This is a genomic window from Pseudoneobacillus rhizolycopersici (genome assembly GCF_054786815.1).
The window spans coordinates 21,073-37,622 of the sequence record NZ_JBTOOE010000009.1 but is presented as its reverse complement, the minus strand read 5'-3'; the positions used below and the strand labels follow the sequence as shown (position 1 = coordinate 37,622).

Genomic DNA, 16,550 nt, shown 5'->3' with positions numbered 1-16,550 from the left:
TGCGTTAATGTTTTAAAAAACTCGGGGACAGTCCCCGCACGCTTTAAAGCGCTAAAGTGTTTTCTGTTTATTATTTATTTTTCTTTTTTTGTTTTTGGGTGAAATTTTTTTTTGGTTGGGCTCGTTATATTAGGTGAGTACATAAACGAGGACGTGCGCACGATCGTTTACTTAAGGAGGTATTCGCGAGTGGAAGAAGAAAGACAGTGGATTCATGAGGTGTTGGCTGGAAATAAGCAGGCTTATGCCCATATTATCAATAAATATAAAAATCAGTTATATGCGACAATTCTCCGGATGACAAAGAACCCACAGGATGCTCAGGATCTTGTTCAAGAGAGTTTTATTAAGGTGTATCACCAGCTTGGTAAATATGATGGTAAAGGGTCTTTTGCGGGCTGGCTCTACCGGGTGGCCATCAACCATTGTATGGATGAGTTCCGCAAGAAGCGCCACCAGAACAACCAAGTAGCAGTTGACGATATCATCCTTGAAAACCCAAATCATCCGGAGATCATTTTTCTAAAGAAAGAAAAAAACCGCCAGCTAGAGCGATTAATCGCAGGGCTCCCAGAGGATGAGCGGATGATCATTCTTCTCAAATACGCTAATGAGCTAAGCTATGAGGAAATTAGTGAACTGATGGTAGTACCGCTTTCAACGGTCCGCAACAAATTACATCGGGCTAAGAAAAAATTGCGTGAAACCGTAAAACGCGAAGGAGGCTATTTTCATGACGTGTCAACAGGCAGATAAGCTTGCCCTTTATACGGATGGACTTTTAACAGAACAAGAGAATATACAAATCACCCAGCATCTCGAAAGCTGTGAAACCTGTCAGCAGGAAGTCGCTGGCCTGAAAGATGAGGAACAATTTTTAAGAGACACCCTACAAACACCAGTATTACCAGATCATTTTGCCGATACTGTACTCAATCAGTTAGAACCATATCCAACGCAAGTTCAAATAGGCAGCATCAAAAAGAGAAATCGCCCATTAAACCGCATTCTTGTCACAGCAGCCGGAGTTATTCTGGCCGTCGGCTTAAGTGCCACCGTTAATCCTGCGTTTGCGAAGTGGATTGGCGGCCTGTTTACAACTGACCAGGTTGATGAAGGGTTACGAATGGCTTCGGAGGCGGGCTTTTCGAAACGAATCAACCAAGAGGTAAGTGATAACGGGGTTACCTTTAAAGTAGAAGATATAGTGGCGGATTCATCACGGATTGCCATTTCTTATCAGCTCTTAAACGAACAGCAAAAATTGCTGCCAGCCAATATTGAATTTTTCAATCAGGATAATCGCGTTACCATCCTTGATTCAAATGGAAAGGAACTTGACTATTCGAACATGGGCTGGTCGAGTCGTGAGGATTACGGAATGGTTGAATTCTCAATACGTGACAAAAAGGTCCCAGAAAAGGTATCCGTTCATTTTGAACTAAAAAATATCAAGGGCAAAAAGGGAAATTGGCAACTCACCGTTCCAGTCGATTTAACCGAAAGTCTAAAAGCAACAACAACAGTGCCACTGGACTTTGCGAAGGCCAATCATTTTGATATCCTCATTGGAATGAAAGAAGCACGATTTGCACCATCTTCCACCGAAATCGACTATGAAACTTCTTATTCCAAAGAAGAACTGCCCAAGGTGAAGCAACAAATCGAAGAGCAGAAGAAGCAATTCGGGATAGCGGCAGATGAAGATATCGCAAATTTTGGCAGTGACTTACAGTTCCATGTTGAAAATGAGCAAGGGAAAACCATCATGTATCACAACCGTTTCGTAAAAGACAAAGGACATCCGACTAGCTTTGGATTTATTCAAGGATCAACCGGCGGCGATTACGGCAAAATTGGGCATACATTCAATAATTTCTCGTTCGTTCCGGAAAAAAATCCCGGCAAGTTAACCTTCGTGGTTGATGGTATTTTTAAAACCGAGCCAGCGCAACTAGCCCTCAAGTTTAAGCCGGAAGACCTAAGAAAAGAGCCTGTTTCCTTTGAATTCGAGGGCAATTTTATCACCATAAAAGAAGCGAAAAAGAAAACTAAATTGGGTCTGAAAAAATCATTGATGCCAATTGAAACAGAATCGGTTTTCACGATTGAAATGGAAGGTGGACGAGAAAGTGGTCAGGCAAGCCTTCCTGGCGTGTGGGTTTTGGTTGATGATAAAGGCGAATCCTACCCGCTACTAAAGTCTAGCTCCATTCATGATGAAAAGGATAAGCAAGGTCGCTTTATTACAAACGATACTTTAATGACCTACGACTTAAAGGAAGTTCCAGAAGAGGTCACCCTGCATTTAATCTCGGCAACTCGTTATTATGAACTAGCAGAAAAGTGGAAGGTTCCACTCTATTAGAATCAAAAGCCCGCGTAAGGAATTGATCTTACGCGGGCTTTTTTTTGCCAGAAATAAAAGAAAATCGATATAATAAGGTGAAAAGTAAAAGAACGGAAAATCATTAACGAGGAGGAAAACAAAATGGCAGTTACATGTTTATTAGAGGTTGTCCCAGGTGAGGCGTTTGAGGGCTATTGCCTAGTTAAAGAAGTGAAGGCTGATAAGACGAAAAAAGGCGACCCGTATTTAAATGTCACGGTGGCTAAAAAACATAAATTAGTAGCTTGCAAACTCTGGAATAATGGCTTTGGTGGGAGAAGTGTTGAGGAAATCTTAACGGTCTTCACCAATGGCGCGATGCTATTTTTGACCGGTGACGCCTCGGAATACAATGGACAAGTTCAAATGACCATCTCAAGCTTCCGGATGACCGAAAAAGGCGAGGTCGATTACAGTGAATTTCTGGAGATGGCACCGGAATTACCGGAAAGCATGGAGGCGGAAATTCGCGCCTTTATCGATGAAATTAAGATTCCGATCCTTCACCAAATTACCTCCGAGCTGTTTGAAGATCATAAGAAGGCGTTTATGTATCATGTCGCCGCTGTGAAAATGCACCACAATTTCCGAAGTGGACTCGCGTACCACACATTGTCACTATTGCGGATTGCTAAAAGCGTTTGTGACCAATACGGTGAGATCGTCAATCGTAGTAAAATGTATGCCGCGCTGACTCTACATGACATGGGAAAAATTATTGAGATGACCAAGGATTATAGTGCCCCTGAGTACACGCTAATTGGACAATTTTTAGGACATATTCAAATCGTCAACCAAATGATTGATCGCAAGCTTGTGGCGATTCGCAACACACGTCCTGTTTCCGCTGAAGAAATTACGGTTGTCTATGAATTAATGAATATCATTTCTAGCCATCACGGCCCGCTTAGCAATGGTTGGGGCAGCACAGCTGAGCCGATTACCCTAGAGGGTCACCTTTGTCACATGATTGATAATCTGGATGCTAAAATCAATATGGTCGCCAAAGCAACCGAAGGAATGAAAGAGGGAGAAGTTCAAAAGTTGTGGGGATTGGGTAAAATTTATAAACCAAAGAATCTTGAGTAGTTGCAAACTCACCATTGGAAAAGTTTTTTCCCAACTGTAAATACTAAATATTACAAAAATTACTAGCATAATCGTCGTCGAAACATTATATTTAAAGTATTAGGTATTGGACACCAAATTATTTAAATTCTGTAAAAAGCAGAAAACAAAACGGGGGTTATGGACTTGAAAAAATGGCTATCACTTTTATTTTCAGCAACATTGGTTTTTGGCATTGGCACAAGTGCGATGGCAGGCAAATCAACCGTTAAAGACATTGATAAAGCTAATGCAGTTGCGGAAAAAGCAAATGCTGAAATTTTGGACATCATTGAACAAGGAGTAGTGACTGCAGCAAATCTTCAAGAGGAATATGTGGCTAATCTTGCCAAGTTAAATGCGAGTCCACAGGCAAATGATGAAATTGCTCAACAAGTAAAAGTTTTTTTAAATGAAAAATACGGGGCAATAATAATTGACAATGAGGTTAATTTTGAAGAACAAGTAGATCCAGGTGAAGCGTCTCCAACGATTCTACTTGCAGTGCAACAAATTGAGGATTCTGTCGTAAGTGAAGAGAGCTCAAATCAAACTTTTGCAAAAATGGCGAGCGATGTCGACACTGTAAAGGTCGAAAAAGTAACTGAAAAACATGTGAAGAAGTTAAGTGAAAGAATTGCTAAAGTTTATGAAGATACTAAAAAAGTATCTATGAAAGCTATTAAAGATGCTAACAAGCTAGGTTTTGAAGCAAAACGCTATTGGGTGCCTGTTAATTTTAACGGAGTGACCGTTCAAATAGACCCCATTCAAATTGTTGGTGAACTGTAGTTCTATACTTGTCCATTTTCTGATAAAATAGAATAAGCAAAGGAAACGGGTTCTTATTAGGAACTCGTTTTTGCATTAAATACTGGAAGGGGGGAGTGCAGGTTGGAAGGGTTTAATTTAAGTAAAAAAGGAGAGTCTCTAGAGACTGTTATCAACAATAAAAGTAAATTTAGTTTATTAGCTCATGGTGATGGTGTCGAAATCCTGACATTGGAAATCGAAAAGGATAAATTATTTTATGTCTATCCAAGCGAGAATCCTAGTATTTTAGAGTTTTATTTTATATTATCGGGTGAATTAATGTGTGAATTAAATGATGAAAAGATTATCCTAGGGCCAGAGGATTATTTTTCAGCAAGAGACCTAACCGATCATATTCATTTTACCGCTCTCTCAAATGTAACAATTTTATGGATGACAACCGAACCTACCTTTGTTCATTTGAGTAAAAAAATGTCGGCTCTAGTGGATATTGTTAAGCAAGTGGAAGCTAAAGACCGCTATACATATATGCATAGTGACCGGGTTGCCAATTATTCTATTAAAATAGCCAAAAAAATGAAATTAACAAAAGAACAAGTGGCTAATTTAACAACCGCATCCTACCTCCACGATATTGGTAAAATTCATGTGCCAGAAGCGATTTTAAATAAACAAGGTAGGCTTACAGATGAGGAATACACCATAATCAAGAAACATCCAACTGATGGTGCACATTTGGTACGAAATACTTCATACGAGGATGTAGCGGTGATTATCGAGCAACATCACGAACGCTTAAACGGCAGTGGCTACCCGTTGGGATTAAAGGGTGACGAAATTCTTATTGAATCGCGTATCATCGCCGTCAGCGATACCTTTGATGCTATGACTGAAGATCGGGTTTACCGTAAAGCCATGACCGCCGCTGAAGCATTTGCCGAAATCAACCGCTTTTCTGAAACACTCTATGACCCCGAAGTCGTCCAAGCATTCGAAAAAGTCCTAATTGAAGAAGGAAAACTGTAACACCATATATATTTTTAATGCACTTTAACACTTTAAAGCGTGTGGGGACAGTCCCCACACGCTTTAAAGTGTTAAAGTGTTTTTATTGGTCGTTGTTGTTTTGCTTTTTTTGTTGTTCTTGTAAGGCGAGGAGAATGTCTTGGATGTCGATTTTTCCGTCTTTATTTAGATCAGTAATTAAATTTTCGACAGATAGTGGTTGAGTTGGTTCGGATGTCTGCATCGGTTGAACAGGCGGTGTTGGCTGAACTTGCGGTATCTGCTGCACTGGTTGACTTGGCAAAACTGGTTGGACAGAAGGCTGAGTGTATTGAATCGGCTGCATTTGCTGTACAGCTTGAACGACCTGAACCGGTTGCTTCGGTTTCACAACAAACGTAAATATCATTAGTACGATCACAAGTAATCCGGCCACACCATCCAAAATGTAGAAAACTGTTTTGTAGTCTGACCACAATGTTTTGCTCTTACCAGCATTTTCTTCCGATTCGGTAATATAACGTTTAATCTCGGAATGATTCGGGTAAATCCTTTGTACGGCCTCAAATTTATCCAAGGCATTTTTGTAATAGCCACCCCAGAATAAAGTGAGTCCTTCCTTATAAAGCGTATCCGTGTCACTTTTTTTCTTGCTCGCCCCCGATTGGGCGACAAACTCATGCACGGTATTGACTGGCACCGCAAAATTAAACCCTTGCACCTCTTGGCCGTTTACCGTATCACCTCTAAAAGTCAGTAAGCCGATAATTTCACCCTTTTCATTAATTACCGGACCACCACTATTACCATGGGTGGCAGCGGCATTAATTTGAATGACAGGGCTTCCGTGTTCAGTTTTCTTGGAGGTGGCAGAAATTTTACCATCATTCATTGTGGAAACGAGGATGGAATCTGCTGATAATATATCTGACTCAGCAGCAGCTGGGTAACCGGCAACCCAAATGCTTTCCTGGTTTTGAATTTTATCGGAATCGCCTAGAGCCAATGTTGGATGATTACGGCCTTCAATCTTGATGACAGCAACGTCCTTTCCTTCATCCTTTCCAATCGACTCACCAGCACTCTTGATTTCACCACTAAATTTGTCCCCACCTGGGAGCCAAACCTTAAGTCCCTTCTCAACTTTCGCATACCGTACATAATCGAGCATATAGTCCCAGGTTGCTTCAAAAGTATAGCCATAAATCCTTGAAACTTCAGTGGCCATTAGTTCCAGTGAGGCTGTGGCAATAGCAACATCCTCCATTAGGTTATATTGGACAACATGGGCATTGGTAACGATATAACCATCAGAGCTAATAATCGCTCCGGAGCCAGAACCTAATACAACTGACTGGTATCCTTTCGATTTTAAATATTCATCGACATCTGCATTCGTTCCGGAATATTCCCAGTCCACATAAGCGTAATCCAAAATCCGTACAACCGATGGTTTTGTATATTCATGCAGCTTATGGGCCTGCTGTATCTTCGATGTATCAGGCTTTATACTCATTAGAAAAAACGAGACCACAATAGCAGCAATGAGTAATATACTGATTGGAACCGTGAAAAGAGCCTTTTTCTTCAATACACTCACCTCATGAAGTTTATGAAAATTCTGAAATTTATCATTGCAATATATTCATAAATAGGAAAATAGTATGTTGTCCGTAAAAATCTTTTCCAGCAAAGTCTTGAATAAGGCAGACTCTCATAATCATAGTAATAGATTAATTGGGTTTAATCGAAATGGAGGTGTAGGAATGGATATTGTCCTTTATGTTCTTGCAGGAACGTTTTTGCTAGGGCTACTCACCTATTATCTAATCAGATGGCTTGATCGGAAAAAAACCATAGCCGTCAAAAAAGTGATTGATGATGGAACAAAGGAATTTCTCGCCCATTGGACTTATGAACCTAACCAAATTGCTTCCGTCCAACCGAAGGGAAGTGCGTTGAAGTCGTACCGAAAAACACTGCCACAAGCAACCGAAGTGTACATTTGCACTGATGGCGTGTTAATTGGGGATATTATTTTTATAGCTTGGAACCGTCTTGCCCAGTTTCAAAGATTGGAAGTTTACCAAGAAAGTCTTTTGTTTCAAATTGAATTTGGTTTCGGTGATACGAAACAAATTAGTTTATTTTTTATCCCAATCCCAAAGGGGAAAGAGGCAGAGGCTTTAGCAGTAATGGAAAGTCTGTACCGAGTGGTGAAATGGGATTATTAATCGTGGGCAAGCTTCAGCTCAAAACAACAGCCCCTTTCCGAGTTGAAAGGGGCCCATAAACACTACTTAACTGTCAAAGTAACGGTTTTCTTATTTTTTGCCTTATCAGTTGCCACAACCGTAAGTTTAGTGCCTTTTTTCTGATTCTTGATGGTTATTTTAAAATTGCCCTTACTATCAGCAGTGGTTTTCCCAAATACCTTGGTTCCTACCTTTACCTCGACAAGAGCTTTTGCTTCCGTTTTACCAGTTATCGTTTTCGTACTTGAGGTAATCGTGCTTACAACTAGTGATTTAGGGGGAGTTTTATCAAGGACAATCGTTTTTGTATCTTTACTTTGATTTCCGGATTCATCACTAACCCAAACCTCAATCTTCGTTCCAGCAACCTGTGGATCAATCTTTATTGAAAAATGCTCATCATTTTCAGCGATTGTCTCCAAATCCATTTCTTCGCCGTTCAACTTCAGGTGTACATATGAGCCAGGCTCCGCCGTACCTGTAATAACTTTATCGTTATCATCGACGGGATTTACAATCGGAGCATCAGGTGCAGTAGTGTCAAGCTCGATACCTCCTTTTACGTGCATTCCTTCTTCGCCGATTCCTTCGTCCACCTCATCTAAATTGAAATCAGCCAGCATACTAGTAAGTAGAATATATGGTTCCCCAGTAGCTAGATTTTCTCCATCAATCGTTCCAATATAATAGGTACCTTGGGGGATATCGTATATACATACTTTCGTGGCGCCGTTGTCACTCTGAGCACATTCGCTTGGTTCCACTTGGTCTTCATTTTCGTTAAATAGAATAAAAAGTAGATTTTGGTCATCCTGTTCGTGACCAAGAACGACAAATTTGTCACTCTTTGAAACGGTTACTTTAAAAATATCAACGTCTTCTTCCTTAAATGTTCCCGACACTACCGTTCCAATTGGCAGTTCATTTGCCTGTTCGAAATCATCATTTGGTTCCGTTTCCTCAATGATATCCCAATAGTCTAAGCCAGCTGCAGAAACCGACTGAAATTCCCTTGTTGGTAAGAGCAGCAATCCTATCATTCCAGCCCAAGCAATCCACTTTTTCAAACATACTCCCCCTACAATTTTTGTAATATACAGTCAATTATACCATTCATATAAATTAGTGGATACTCCATATTCCAAGAAAGAAGAATCATCTGGACAATCCGCAATTACCAAATATTACTAATTATGCAAGATATATTTTTCGACGGCATTCGGGAAAAATAGCTATTTTACTATGGTTATATAGTGTAAAAGAGAAAGGATAACTCTTATAACGGTTGATTTAATTTAGACGTTTTACTGCAAGTGATTAAAAGTTATGATTCTATGATAATATTGACAGTTTTACCCATTTTGAAGAGAATGAAAAATGCAGTACTAAATAACTAGAAGGGGGTCAGGGGTGAAAGAGGAGTTGCACAAAAAATAGAAAGCGGGGAAATCGATTGAAAAAGCAGATGAATCGTGTTTTAGCTGGTGCGCTATCGGTGTTGCTGATAACCCCGGTGAATGTGCTTGCGGCCACACAGCCACTGCCACAAACACCATCACAATGGGATCAAATCCAAGCCGTTAATACGCTAAAGCTGAACCAATTAAAACAGTTAGCCCGGCAGGAAAAGGTTTACATCGAGGAAACGATAAACACGAAAACCTCGAATCCAGTTAATGTGATTGTCGAGCTAGTGGGTGATATTTCCAAACAAAAGGCTAAGACAATCCAAGCAACTCAAACGAACTTTATTCAAGGCTTAACGAAACAAGGAATGGACGTCATCATAGAGCATACATACGACCGTGTTCTGAACGGTATGGCGATGACAATACCTGGTAATAAGATTACGGAACTAGCGGAAAACCCTAACGTTAAAGCGATTTATGAAGACGGTATTGTTACAGCAACCCCGATTTATTCGGAAGATGCTTCTGATGGTGTTCCTGTCATCGGTGGATGGGAGATGAATGAAGCCGGTTTCAAAGGTGAAGGAATGAAGGTGGGTGTCATTGACACAGGTGTAGATTATCTTCATCCTGATTTAAAAGATGCCTTTAAGGGTGGCTATGATTTAGTCGATATGGACTCTGACCCGTACGAAACAAAACCGGATGGTCAGTTAAATGAAACGACTCACGGTACCCACGTCGCCGGAACCATCCTAGGTAGAAACGTTTCAGGCCATGGTGTACGAGGGGTTGCTCCAAAAGCGGACCTATATGCATACCGGGTACTTGGTCCTGGCGGTTCAGGTTATGACTCGGATGTCATTGCCGGAATTGAAAAATCCGTCGAGGACGATATGGATGTCATTAATCTCTCCTTAGGAAACGGGCAGGAGCACAACCCGTATTCGCCATCGGCGATTGCCGTCAATAACGCGATCCTTAATGGAGTAACCGTCGTCTTATCAAACGGGAATGAAGGAGTCCGTGGCCGTTATTCCGTTGGTTCACCAGCTTCCTCTGATATGGCGATTTCAGTTGGGGCGTCGACACTAGCAAACACTCGTTTTACAGGGAGTGTGGATCTCTACTATCGAGACCCGGCAAACTGGCAGAATGTAAATTCAGCAACTGTTAAAACTGACCAGTCACCAATAGCGAAGGGATCGAACATTGAAACCAGACCTGACCAGTCGTCAACGGTTCAAACAACAAATGAAGAAGTCAATGAATCTACGAAAATTAAATCTACCTTTCCAATCAAGGTAATGGCTTGGAACCAAGCTGATGGCCCAGAAGGCTATGCGAAAAACTGGTCAAGAGTCCCGCTTGTCTATGTTGGAGAAGGAACGAACAGCGACTACAAGAGTAATGTCAAAGGCAAAGCAGTTCTAATCACTCGTGGTGATGTGACGTTTATTGAAAAAATCAATAATGCTAAAAAAGCTGGTGCGATTGCGGCCTTTATTTTTGACAAAGATAGTCAATACAAAGGGCCAATCAACTTCTATCTTGGTGCAGGCGATTACATCCCAACCTACAGCATGAGCGAGGAAGCGGGCAAGGTGCTGTTAAAAGTAGCGCAAACGTACCCGGATGATGAATTTATGCTTGATTTTGGTACTTTCGAATCCGTTGTGTCCCAAGGCGATGAGATTACTAGCTTTAGTTCCAGAGGTCCATCTAACAACTTAAATATTAAACCAGATGTTGTCGCACCTGGAGCGAATATTCGTTCCTCCATTGCTACTTATGGTGGTGATTATACGGAAGCCTATCAAACGATGGATGGAACCAGCATGGCGGCACCACATGTAGCGGGTCTGGCAGTTCTACTAAAGCAAAAAAATCCGAACTACTCGCATTTTGATATTAAAGCAGCACTCATGAATACAACAAAAATTCTTGAAACACCAAAATACACGGTGTTTGACCAAGGGGCTGGACGTGTTCAAGGCATGAAAGCCTTAAACACCAACGCCTTAGCCATGGTATTGGACCAAACCAAAGCAGACGGAAATCGTGATGGACATCTAGACAGCACAGACTATTACACCGGAAATGTTCGTTTCGGCGAAATTTCTCCGAGCGAAACCGAGGCAGTGTCCAAGACGAAGTCGATTTTATTAAAAGATGTAGCAGGCAAAGATCAGACGTACCGCGTCCACTATCAATTGACAGCACCTGAGCAAACCAATAATGTGACGCTATCCGTACCGGAAACAGTTCAACTCTCTGCCAACCAAACCACATCGTTTGACGTATCCATCCTTGTTCCGGCCGCAACACCAGCTGGTGAATATCAAGGCTATATTTACTTAACCAATGTGGAAACAGGGGAAGAAATCCATTTGCCATTCGTTAGCTTTGTCGGTGCTGTTAACAGAGGCGACGACTTTTCAAAGGCCGAGATTAACTATGCGCATTTCTCGCCAAATGGTGATGGAAACCGTGATACGCTACCAGTCAAGTTCGGCCTATACAACAAAGCGGAAGTCGTCATTGCGGAGCTTTATGACACCGTGACTGGAGGGTATCTGGGCGCAGCTTTTGGTTATGTTGCTGATGCGGAACATCCGGCATTGGAGGCTGGCGAATATACGGTAGAGTGGGATGGCACCTTTCAACCATGGTGGTCACCGGAACGAATGGATGCACCTGATGGTAAGTATGTGATAGCGTTAGTAGGATTTGCCAAGATTCCAGATAATATTTTAGCACCACCTTTTGTAAAATGGATTGAATCGGATCTGTTTATCGAGCGTGAAAAGCCGAACGTGATCATTAAGGCCTCTGACTTTATCGCTGAATCAAAGACCTACAAAATCTCCGGCCGTGTTGAAGGAATGTATCCGAGTATGGGTCGAGGCGAGCTTGTGAAAATCGACTATAGTGTTCGCTATATTGTCGATGACCGTTCTAATGGTGGCGATCTCGCAGGAACAAATGATTCGGGTTTCTTCTACGCAAATCCGGATGGAACATTTGAAGGAGAAATTAAAGTCGATCCAGGTCATAATCGAATTGCTGTTGAAGCAACGACACCAGCCCATAACTATAGCGAGCGTCCGCATAATCCATCTTATCTACAGCTGCACGTCGGCTCACCAACGCAATATATCACAGGTCCTAACAAGGATATTAAACTTGGTGAGGAATTTGCTGTTACGGTCGATGCCCGCTATGTGAAAAAATTCATCGGCGGTGACTTAGGATTCATGTATGACGAAAACACAATGGAGTTTTTAGGCGCCGAAGCAACCGAGGAAATCAAGGCCTATGGCGATGTCACGATTATTGAAAAGGATCTGGGATCAGGTGAAGATATCGGGATTCCGTTCCCAGGCATCATTGGACCACCACCTGGTCCTGGGCCATTCCCAGGTGATGATGAGGAGCCGTCATTGATGCACTCCTATAAAGTGGCTCTCGCCTTAAAAGGAGAAGTGGCTGGGGTGGACGGAGACATTCCCTACATGAAACTGAAATTTAAGGCTACTACCAATATTAAAAAGGTAAACCTAACCCATACGATCATGGTGACGGACAACAATGTTGTCAGCTTAGATAAAACAGGTCAAGTCCAGCATAGGACATCATTTGCCGTAAATGGCGAAGTTGTGCTCCACGCACCGAATCAAAAGATTATTGGGCATGTCAATAGCTTTTTCCCAGAAGTCTACCAGGATGGAACTGATTTCAGCCAAAAGGGCATTAAAGTATATGCATCTTGGGGCGGTTATTGGTTTGCGGAGACAAACCATTATAGCGGAGGTCATACCATTGAAGGAATAGTACACGCTGATGGTTCCTTTACGATTGAGGGACTGCCGGCCGATCAAACCTTCACGGTTCGTTTATTCGTCCCAGGCCATTTACCAGGGATTATGACAGGACTTCAGCTGATTAGCGAAAACGACGGTATTTATTCGCCAGACGACGTCTCCGTAAAATGGGGTGCAGTAATGTTGGCTGGAAATATCAATAATGATAACGTCATCAATATTTTAGACCTTGCGATTCTATCAAGATACTTTGGGGCAACAAATGCCACAGCCGAAATGGGCGATATCAATCAAGATGGCACGATTGATATTTTGGACTTAAGTTATATTACAGCTAACTACGATTCTTACAATGAAAATATTTTAAACAATTATGCAACTATTCCCATCCCTAAAACGTCAAATTAATTAGTAAGACGTGACTGGTGACAACCTCTCCCCCGAGTTCACCAGTCACGAACTACCAAAAACTAGGATGATGGTGCCTGTCACCGTTATGGTAAACTCGTATGAAAACGGAGGAAAAAATGAAAATTTATCGATATATGTATTTGTTGCTTGCTACTGTGTTGTTGTTTGCGGTTGTGCCGGTTCAAGCCTTTGCCGCGGAGGCCCCTATGGTTCAGGTGGTTGGAAGTAAAGCGACTCCAGCGATGGGGGAAGAAGTCACTTTCTCTGTTAATCTTAAAAACTTCGTTGCCCCATCTAACAATCTCTCATCCTTCGAAGTGAAACTCGATTTTGATTCATCAGCTTGGGACACTGTCACCGACAAGAATGAATTAGGTGAATACATAAAGTCACTGAAATCCGGCTCCTATGAAATGCCGGTTAATACGGTCGGAAACGGTACAGTTCATTTTGGGTTAAGTATTTATAAAAATGAAAACACCGCTTATTTTTCCGGCGATGGCACGCTGTTTACCTTTAAGCTGAAGGCAAAGAAAAATGGTCTAACAGATGTTTCGATTACCAAGTCATTATTTGTGCAAATCTCGAAGCCTGGCGTTAATGTTGCTCACGGCAAGGGGAACGCACGAATTGATATCGGTGGAACAACACCACCTCCGCCACCGCCTATCGATCCAGGAACGGTTATAGCCCCGCCTGTACAAGAAGTACCGATCATGCCAGCGATGGTTGAACGAAAACAGTCAGCTACGCCGGATGGAAAGACCCAAGAAACGATCAGTTTTAATGGTGAAAATGCCAAGAAAACGATCGAGCAAGCCGTTAAAAGTAAATCGAAGGCAGTTGAAATCAGAGTAAACGGTTCAGGAAAAGAAGCCGACACGATTAGCTTTACGATGTCAGGGGATACCATTTCCCAACTCGTAGCGCAAAACCTCTACCTCATCATTAACAGTGTAAAGGGGCAAATGGAACTAACGGTTGATATTCTTAAATCACTCAAAAGTGATGTAAAGGTAGACCTATTTTTACAATCTGATTCTACTAAACTTGAAATGACGAAAAAACTAATCACTGAAAATGTCCGCCATGGTCAAGTGGCAGGCCAATCAACCGAAATTAAGACAAACTTTAGCGGTCGTACAAAGGTTACTCTACCGCTAGATTCAAATGGAAAAGATGTATCTTCGCTAGGCGTGTTCATCCAGCATAGCGACGGCACAGTGGAGTTTGTAAAAGGAGAAATCCAGAAGGACAAAGACGGCAAACCAGTTACCATCACGCTCTGGGTAGACCGCTTTAGCACCTTTACCATCGTTTCTAATTTATATGTAAAGCAAGTTTATGTCGATGATTTTAAAATTTCTGCGTATGCGAATGAGAGCGTTTATAAAGCACAAGAGTTGGGCTTAATGTCAGGAGTTAACAGTGCGCCGGAATTTGCCCCAGCGCAAGCGATGACCAGAGCACAATTTACGAAAATCATTTTGGAAATGCTTGGTGAAAAACCGGCAGCCTCAAGTAAAACTTCCCAATTCAAGGATGTTACCGAAGATCATTGGGCCTTTGGCTATATTGCGAAAGCCGTTGAGCTAGGAATTGTAAAGGGCGCTACACCAGATAGCTTTAAGCCTGGAGCATTTATTACAAGAGAACAGATGGCGCTTATGCTTGGCCGTGCTTATAAGCTACAAGCAGGGAGTGCTACTGGAGCGGCTTTCCATGACGAAGCCAAGATTAGCACAGAAGCTTTACCTTTTATTAAAATTTTACAAGAAAAAGGTGTTATCAACGGTGACAAAGGATTCTTCCGTCCAAAACAAAACGTCACTCGTGAAATGGCTGCTGTGATCGCTGTTAGAATGCTTGAAAGTTTAAAATAGCTACACCTAGGGACTTCTTAGGCAAAGTCCACTCAAATCATATGAGGTTTAAAAAGAGCTATTTCCCAAATGGAAATAGCTCTTTTTGTGCTTATACTTTCTCCTTTAATCGCTCCGGCAGGCTTTGGATGGATTGTACTACCAAATCAAGCTTCGATTCAATACGGTAAAGCAAGTATAGGGTGACAACAATCGGAAATCCGACCTCGCTAATCAAGGGGACAAGTTGTTCCACGAAAATGACCTCCTTTCGAAAATAGCCTTAAAAAGGACCGGATCCATGAACGGAACCCGGTCCCTACCAAGCTTAGAGAATTTCATAATCCGTAACATTTCGCTCAACTAAACGGGCACCCTTGATGGAAACAAGGTTTCCAGAAGGAGAAGTAAAAATATCTGCAGCAATAATGCTGTTCATTGCTGCCTTCACCTTAGCCGGCTCAACTGGTTCAATTGGGGATTCGATGGTAATGCGAGTTGAACCTCCCGTTAACGTGCCAAACTGAAGCTCTAACGTTCTTGCCATATCAAATCACCTCCTTTACTTTGAATTTTCACCTTGAAATGGTGATTAAGCGATGATATCCAGCTTGTCGGTACGTTCTACGTTGTAAAGGGGAAAGCTGCATAATGATGCGATGGCTTGTACCGCTTGGTAGACATTGTCAACGGCAGCATCGCTCTTTAGGTTGCTATACATTTTTCCTTTGTAAACCGGTTCTCCTTTTTCATTAACACCAACTTCGTACACCAAACGTAAATTGGAATCTACTACTGCACTTTGTGCCATGTTCTCTTCACCTCCCTTCGTCTTATATATACAAACGAGCAAGGTAAAACGGACAGGGTCATTTTTAAAAAATTGGCTATGTTACATTTGACTGTTGATTTCCGCTGCGGGCACTTGCTTTCCACGGGGCATCCGGTGAGCCTCCTCGTCGCTTCGCTCCAATCAACAGATGATAATTAAATATTGTCCTTTAACATAGCCACAAAAATTTTAAAAACTTGTACTTCTACCCAAGCAGACAAGCATTTTGGACATACTTTATATTAGCCGCCGTAATCCTCCTAATGGCATACATCCTCCCTAAAATGGACGCCATTAAAGCTTTTTTCGCAGTAAGGTTGCGAAAAATAGCAAAATAAAAAAACTTAAGGATCATCCCCTTAAGTTTTTTTATTTTGATTGGGATAGCGGGATAAATTGATTAAAGATCCCAAGGGATTGCATTTTTTCTTTACCAATTCCACTAAAATCAGTTGTATAAATAGAGAACAGATAAAAATCCCGCCGAGAAGTAGTGGCATCAAAATAGGTTTCCCCAACTAAAGAAATAACACCCTTTTCCAGAAAATTACTGCTCTCGTTCAGTGCCCTTTCATTTAACCAGTTTACATATTCACTACGGGTAGGGTTTGTTTCTGTTAAACAAAAGACTAAAAAAACCAAACAAATGAAAAAAACTAAACGGCTCATCAGATAATCACCC

Annotated in this window: 14 protein-coding genes; 8 read left to right on the top strand and 6 right to left on the bottom strand. The window is 41.7% G+C overall.

Going from position 1 to position 16,550, the window contains the following annotated elements:
- Positions 1-189 precede the first annotated feature (189 nt).
- The 5 genes from ACX9YW_RS11335 (at position 190) to ACX9YW_RS11315 (ending at position 5,296) form a co-directional block, all read left to right on the top strand.
- Positions 190-756, top strand: a complete 567-nt coding sequence (locus tag ACX9YW_RS11335; protein ID WP_460346367.1) for an RNA polymerase sigma factor — start codon at positions 190-192, stop codon at positions 754-756.
- Entirely contained in the window at positions 734-2,368 is a 1,635-nt protein-coding gene (locus ACX9YW_RS11330) for a DUF4179 domain-containing protein (protein ID WP_460346365.1), read from the top strand. The genes ACX9YW_RS11335 and ACX9YW_RS11330 overlap by 23 nt, the downstream gene beginning before the upstream one ends.
- A 123-nt stretch (positions 2,369-2,491) precedes the next feature.
- Positions 2,492-3,478 carry a 3'-5' exoribonuclease YhaM family protein gene (locus ACX9YW_RS11325; RefSeq protein ID WP_460346363.1) on the top strand — a complete coding sequence of 329 codons (987 nt, stop codon included), beginning with the start codon at positions 2,492-2,494 and terminating at the stop codon, positions 3,476-3,478.
- Between the two features lie 165 nt (positions 3,479-3,643).
- Complete coding sequence (locus tag ACX9YW_RS11320; protein ID WP_460346362.1) at positions 3,644-4,288, top strand: hypothetical protein; 645 nt, start codon at positions 3,644-3,646, stop codon at positions 4,286-4,288.
- Positions 4,289-4,390: 102 nt separating this feature from the next.
- Positions 4,391-5,296: an HD-GYP domain-containing protein gene (locus tag ACX9YW_RS11315; protein ID WP_460346360.1), complete on the top strand. Its 906-nt coding sequence runs from the start codon at positions 4,391-4,393 to the stop codon at positions 5,294-5,296.
- An 82-nt stretch (positions 5,297-5,378) separates the two neighbouring features.
- On the opposite strand, the gene ACX9YW_RS11310 is transcribed toward ACX9YW_RS11315, so the two are convergent.
- Complete coding sequence (locus ACX9YW_RS11310) at positions 5,379-6,875, bottom strand: S1C family serine protease (RefSeq protein WP_460346358.1); 1,497 nt, start codon at positions 6,873-6,875, stop codon at positions 5,379-5,381.
- Positions 6,876-7,041: 166 nt separating this feature from the next.
- On the opposite strand from ACX9YW_RS11310, the gene ACX9YW_RS11305 reads away from it, so the two are divergent.
- Entirely contained in the window at positions 7,042-7,509 is a 468-nt protein-coding gene (locus ACX9YW_RS11305; RefSeq protein WP_460346356.1) for a hypothetical protein, read from the top strand.
- A gap of 62 nt (positions 7,510-7,571) precedes the next feature.
- On the opposite strand, the gene ACX9YW_RS11300 is transcribed toward ACX9YW_RS11305, so the two are convergent.
- Positions 7,572-8,597 carry an Ig-like domain-containing protein gene (locus tag ACX9YW_RS11300; protein ID WP_460346354.1) on the bottom strand — a complete coding sequence of 342 codons (1,026 nt, stop codon included), beginning with the start codon at positions 8,595-8,597 and terminating at the stop codon, positions 7,572-7,574.
- Positions 8,598-8,983: 386 nt separating this feature from the next.
- Here ACX9YW_RS11300 and ACX9YW_RS11295 point away from each other — a divergent pair, with 386 nt between their 5' ends.
- Positions 8,984-13,171 carry a S8 family serine peptidase gene (locus ACX9YW_RS11295; protein ID WP_460346352.1) on the top strand — a complete coding sequence of 1,396 codons (4,188 nt, stop codon included), beginning with the start codon at positions 8,984-8,986 and terminating at the stop codon, positions 13,169-13,171.
- 119 nt (positions 13,172-13,290) lie between these two features.
- Positions 13,291-15,057 (top strand): S-layer homology domain-containing protein, encoded by a 1,767-nt coding sequence (locus ACX9YW_RS11290; RefSeq protein ID WP_460346350.1) that lies wholly within the window; start codon positions 13,291-13,293, stop codon positions 15,055-15,057.
- A gap of 91 nt (positions 15,058-15,148) precedes the next feature.
- On the opposite strand, the gene ACX9YW_RS11285 is transcribed toward ACX9YW_RS11290, so the two are convergent.
- The 4 genes from ACX9YW_RS11285 to ACX9YW_RS11270 all read right to left on the bottom strand — a co-directional run bounded on the left by ACX9YW_RS11285 (position 15,149) and on the right by ACX9YW_RS11270 (position 16,537).
- On the bottom strand, positions 15,149-15,292 hold the full coding sequence (locus ACX9YW_RS11285) for a YvrJ family protein (RefSeq protein WP_460346348.1): 144 nt from the start codon (positions 15,290-15,292) through the stop codon (positions 15,149-15,151).
- Between the two features lie 72 nt (positions 15,293-15,364).
- Positions 15,365-15,583: a DUF2922 domain-containing protein gene (locus ACX9YW_RS11280; RefSeq protein WP_460346346.1), complete on the bottom strand. Its 219-nt coding sequence runs from the start codon at positions 15,581-15,583 to the stop codon at positions 15,365-15,367.
- A 45-nt stretch (positions 15,584-15,628) separates the two neighbouring features.
- Positions 15,629-15,847: a DUF1659 domain-containing protein gene (locus ACX9YW_RS11275; RefSeq protein ID WP_460346344.1), complete on the bottom strand. Its 219-nt coding sequence runs from the start codon at positions 15,845-15,847 to the stop codon at positions 15,629-15,631.
- Positions 15,848-16,237: 390 nt separating this feature from the next.
- A complete protein-coding gene (locus ACX9YW_RS11270; RefSeq protein ID WP_460346342.1) occupies positions 16,238-16,537 on the bottom strand; it encodes a DUF4359 domain-containing protein in 300 nt (99 codons plus the stop codon).
- Positions 16,538-16,550: the final 13 nt, after the last annotated feature.

What these genes read in the sequence shown, in the direction of transcription:
- ACX9YW_RS11330 (WP_460346365.1), top strand. Translation starts at nt 734, where the DNA reads ATGACGTGTCAACAGGCAGATAAGCTTGCCCTTTATACGGATGGACTT.
- ACX9YW_RS11325 (WP_460346363.1), top strand. Translation starts at nt 2,492, where the DNA reads ATGGCAGTTACATGTTTATTAGAGGTTGTCCCAGGTGAGGCGTTTGAG.
- ACX9YW_RS11305 (WP_460346356.1), top strand. Translation starts at nt 7,042, where the DNA reads ATGGATATTGTCCTTTATGTTCTTGCAGGAACGTTTTTGCTAGGGCTA.
- ACX9YW_RS11290 (WP_460346350.1), top strand. Translation starts at nt 13,291, where the DNA reads ATGAAAATTTATCGATATATGTATTTGTTGCTTGCTACTGTGTTGTTG.
- ACX9YW_RS11280 (WP_460346346.1), bottom strand. Translation starts at nt 15,583, where the DNA reads ATGGCAAGAACGTTAGAGCTTCAGTTTGGCACGTTAACGGGAGGTTCA.
- ACX9YW_RS11275 (WP_460346344.1), bottom strand. Translation starts at nt 15,847, where the DNA reads ATGGCACAAAGTGCAGTAGTAGATTCCAATTTACGTTTGGTGTACGAA.
- ACX9YW_RS11270 (WP_460346342.1), bottom strand. Translation starts at nt 16,537, where the DNA reads ATGAGCCGTTTAGTTTTTTTCATTTGTTTGGTTTTTTTAGTCTTTTGT.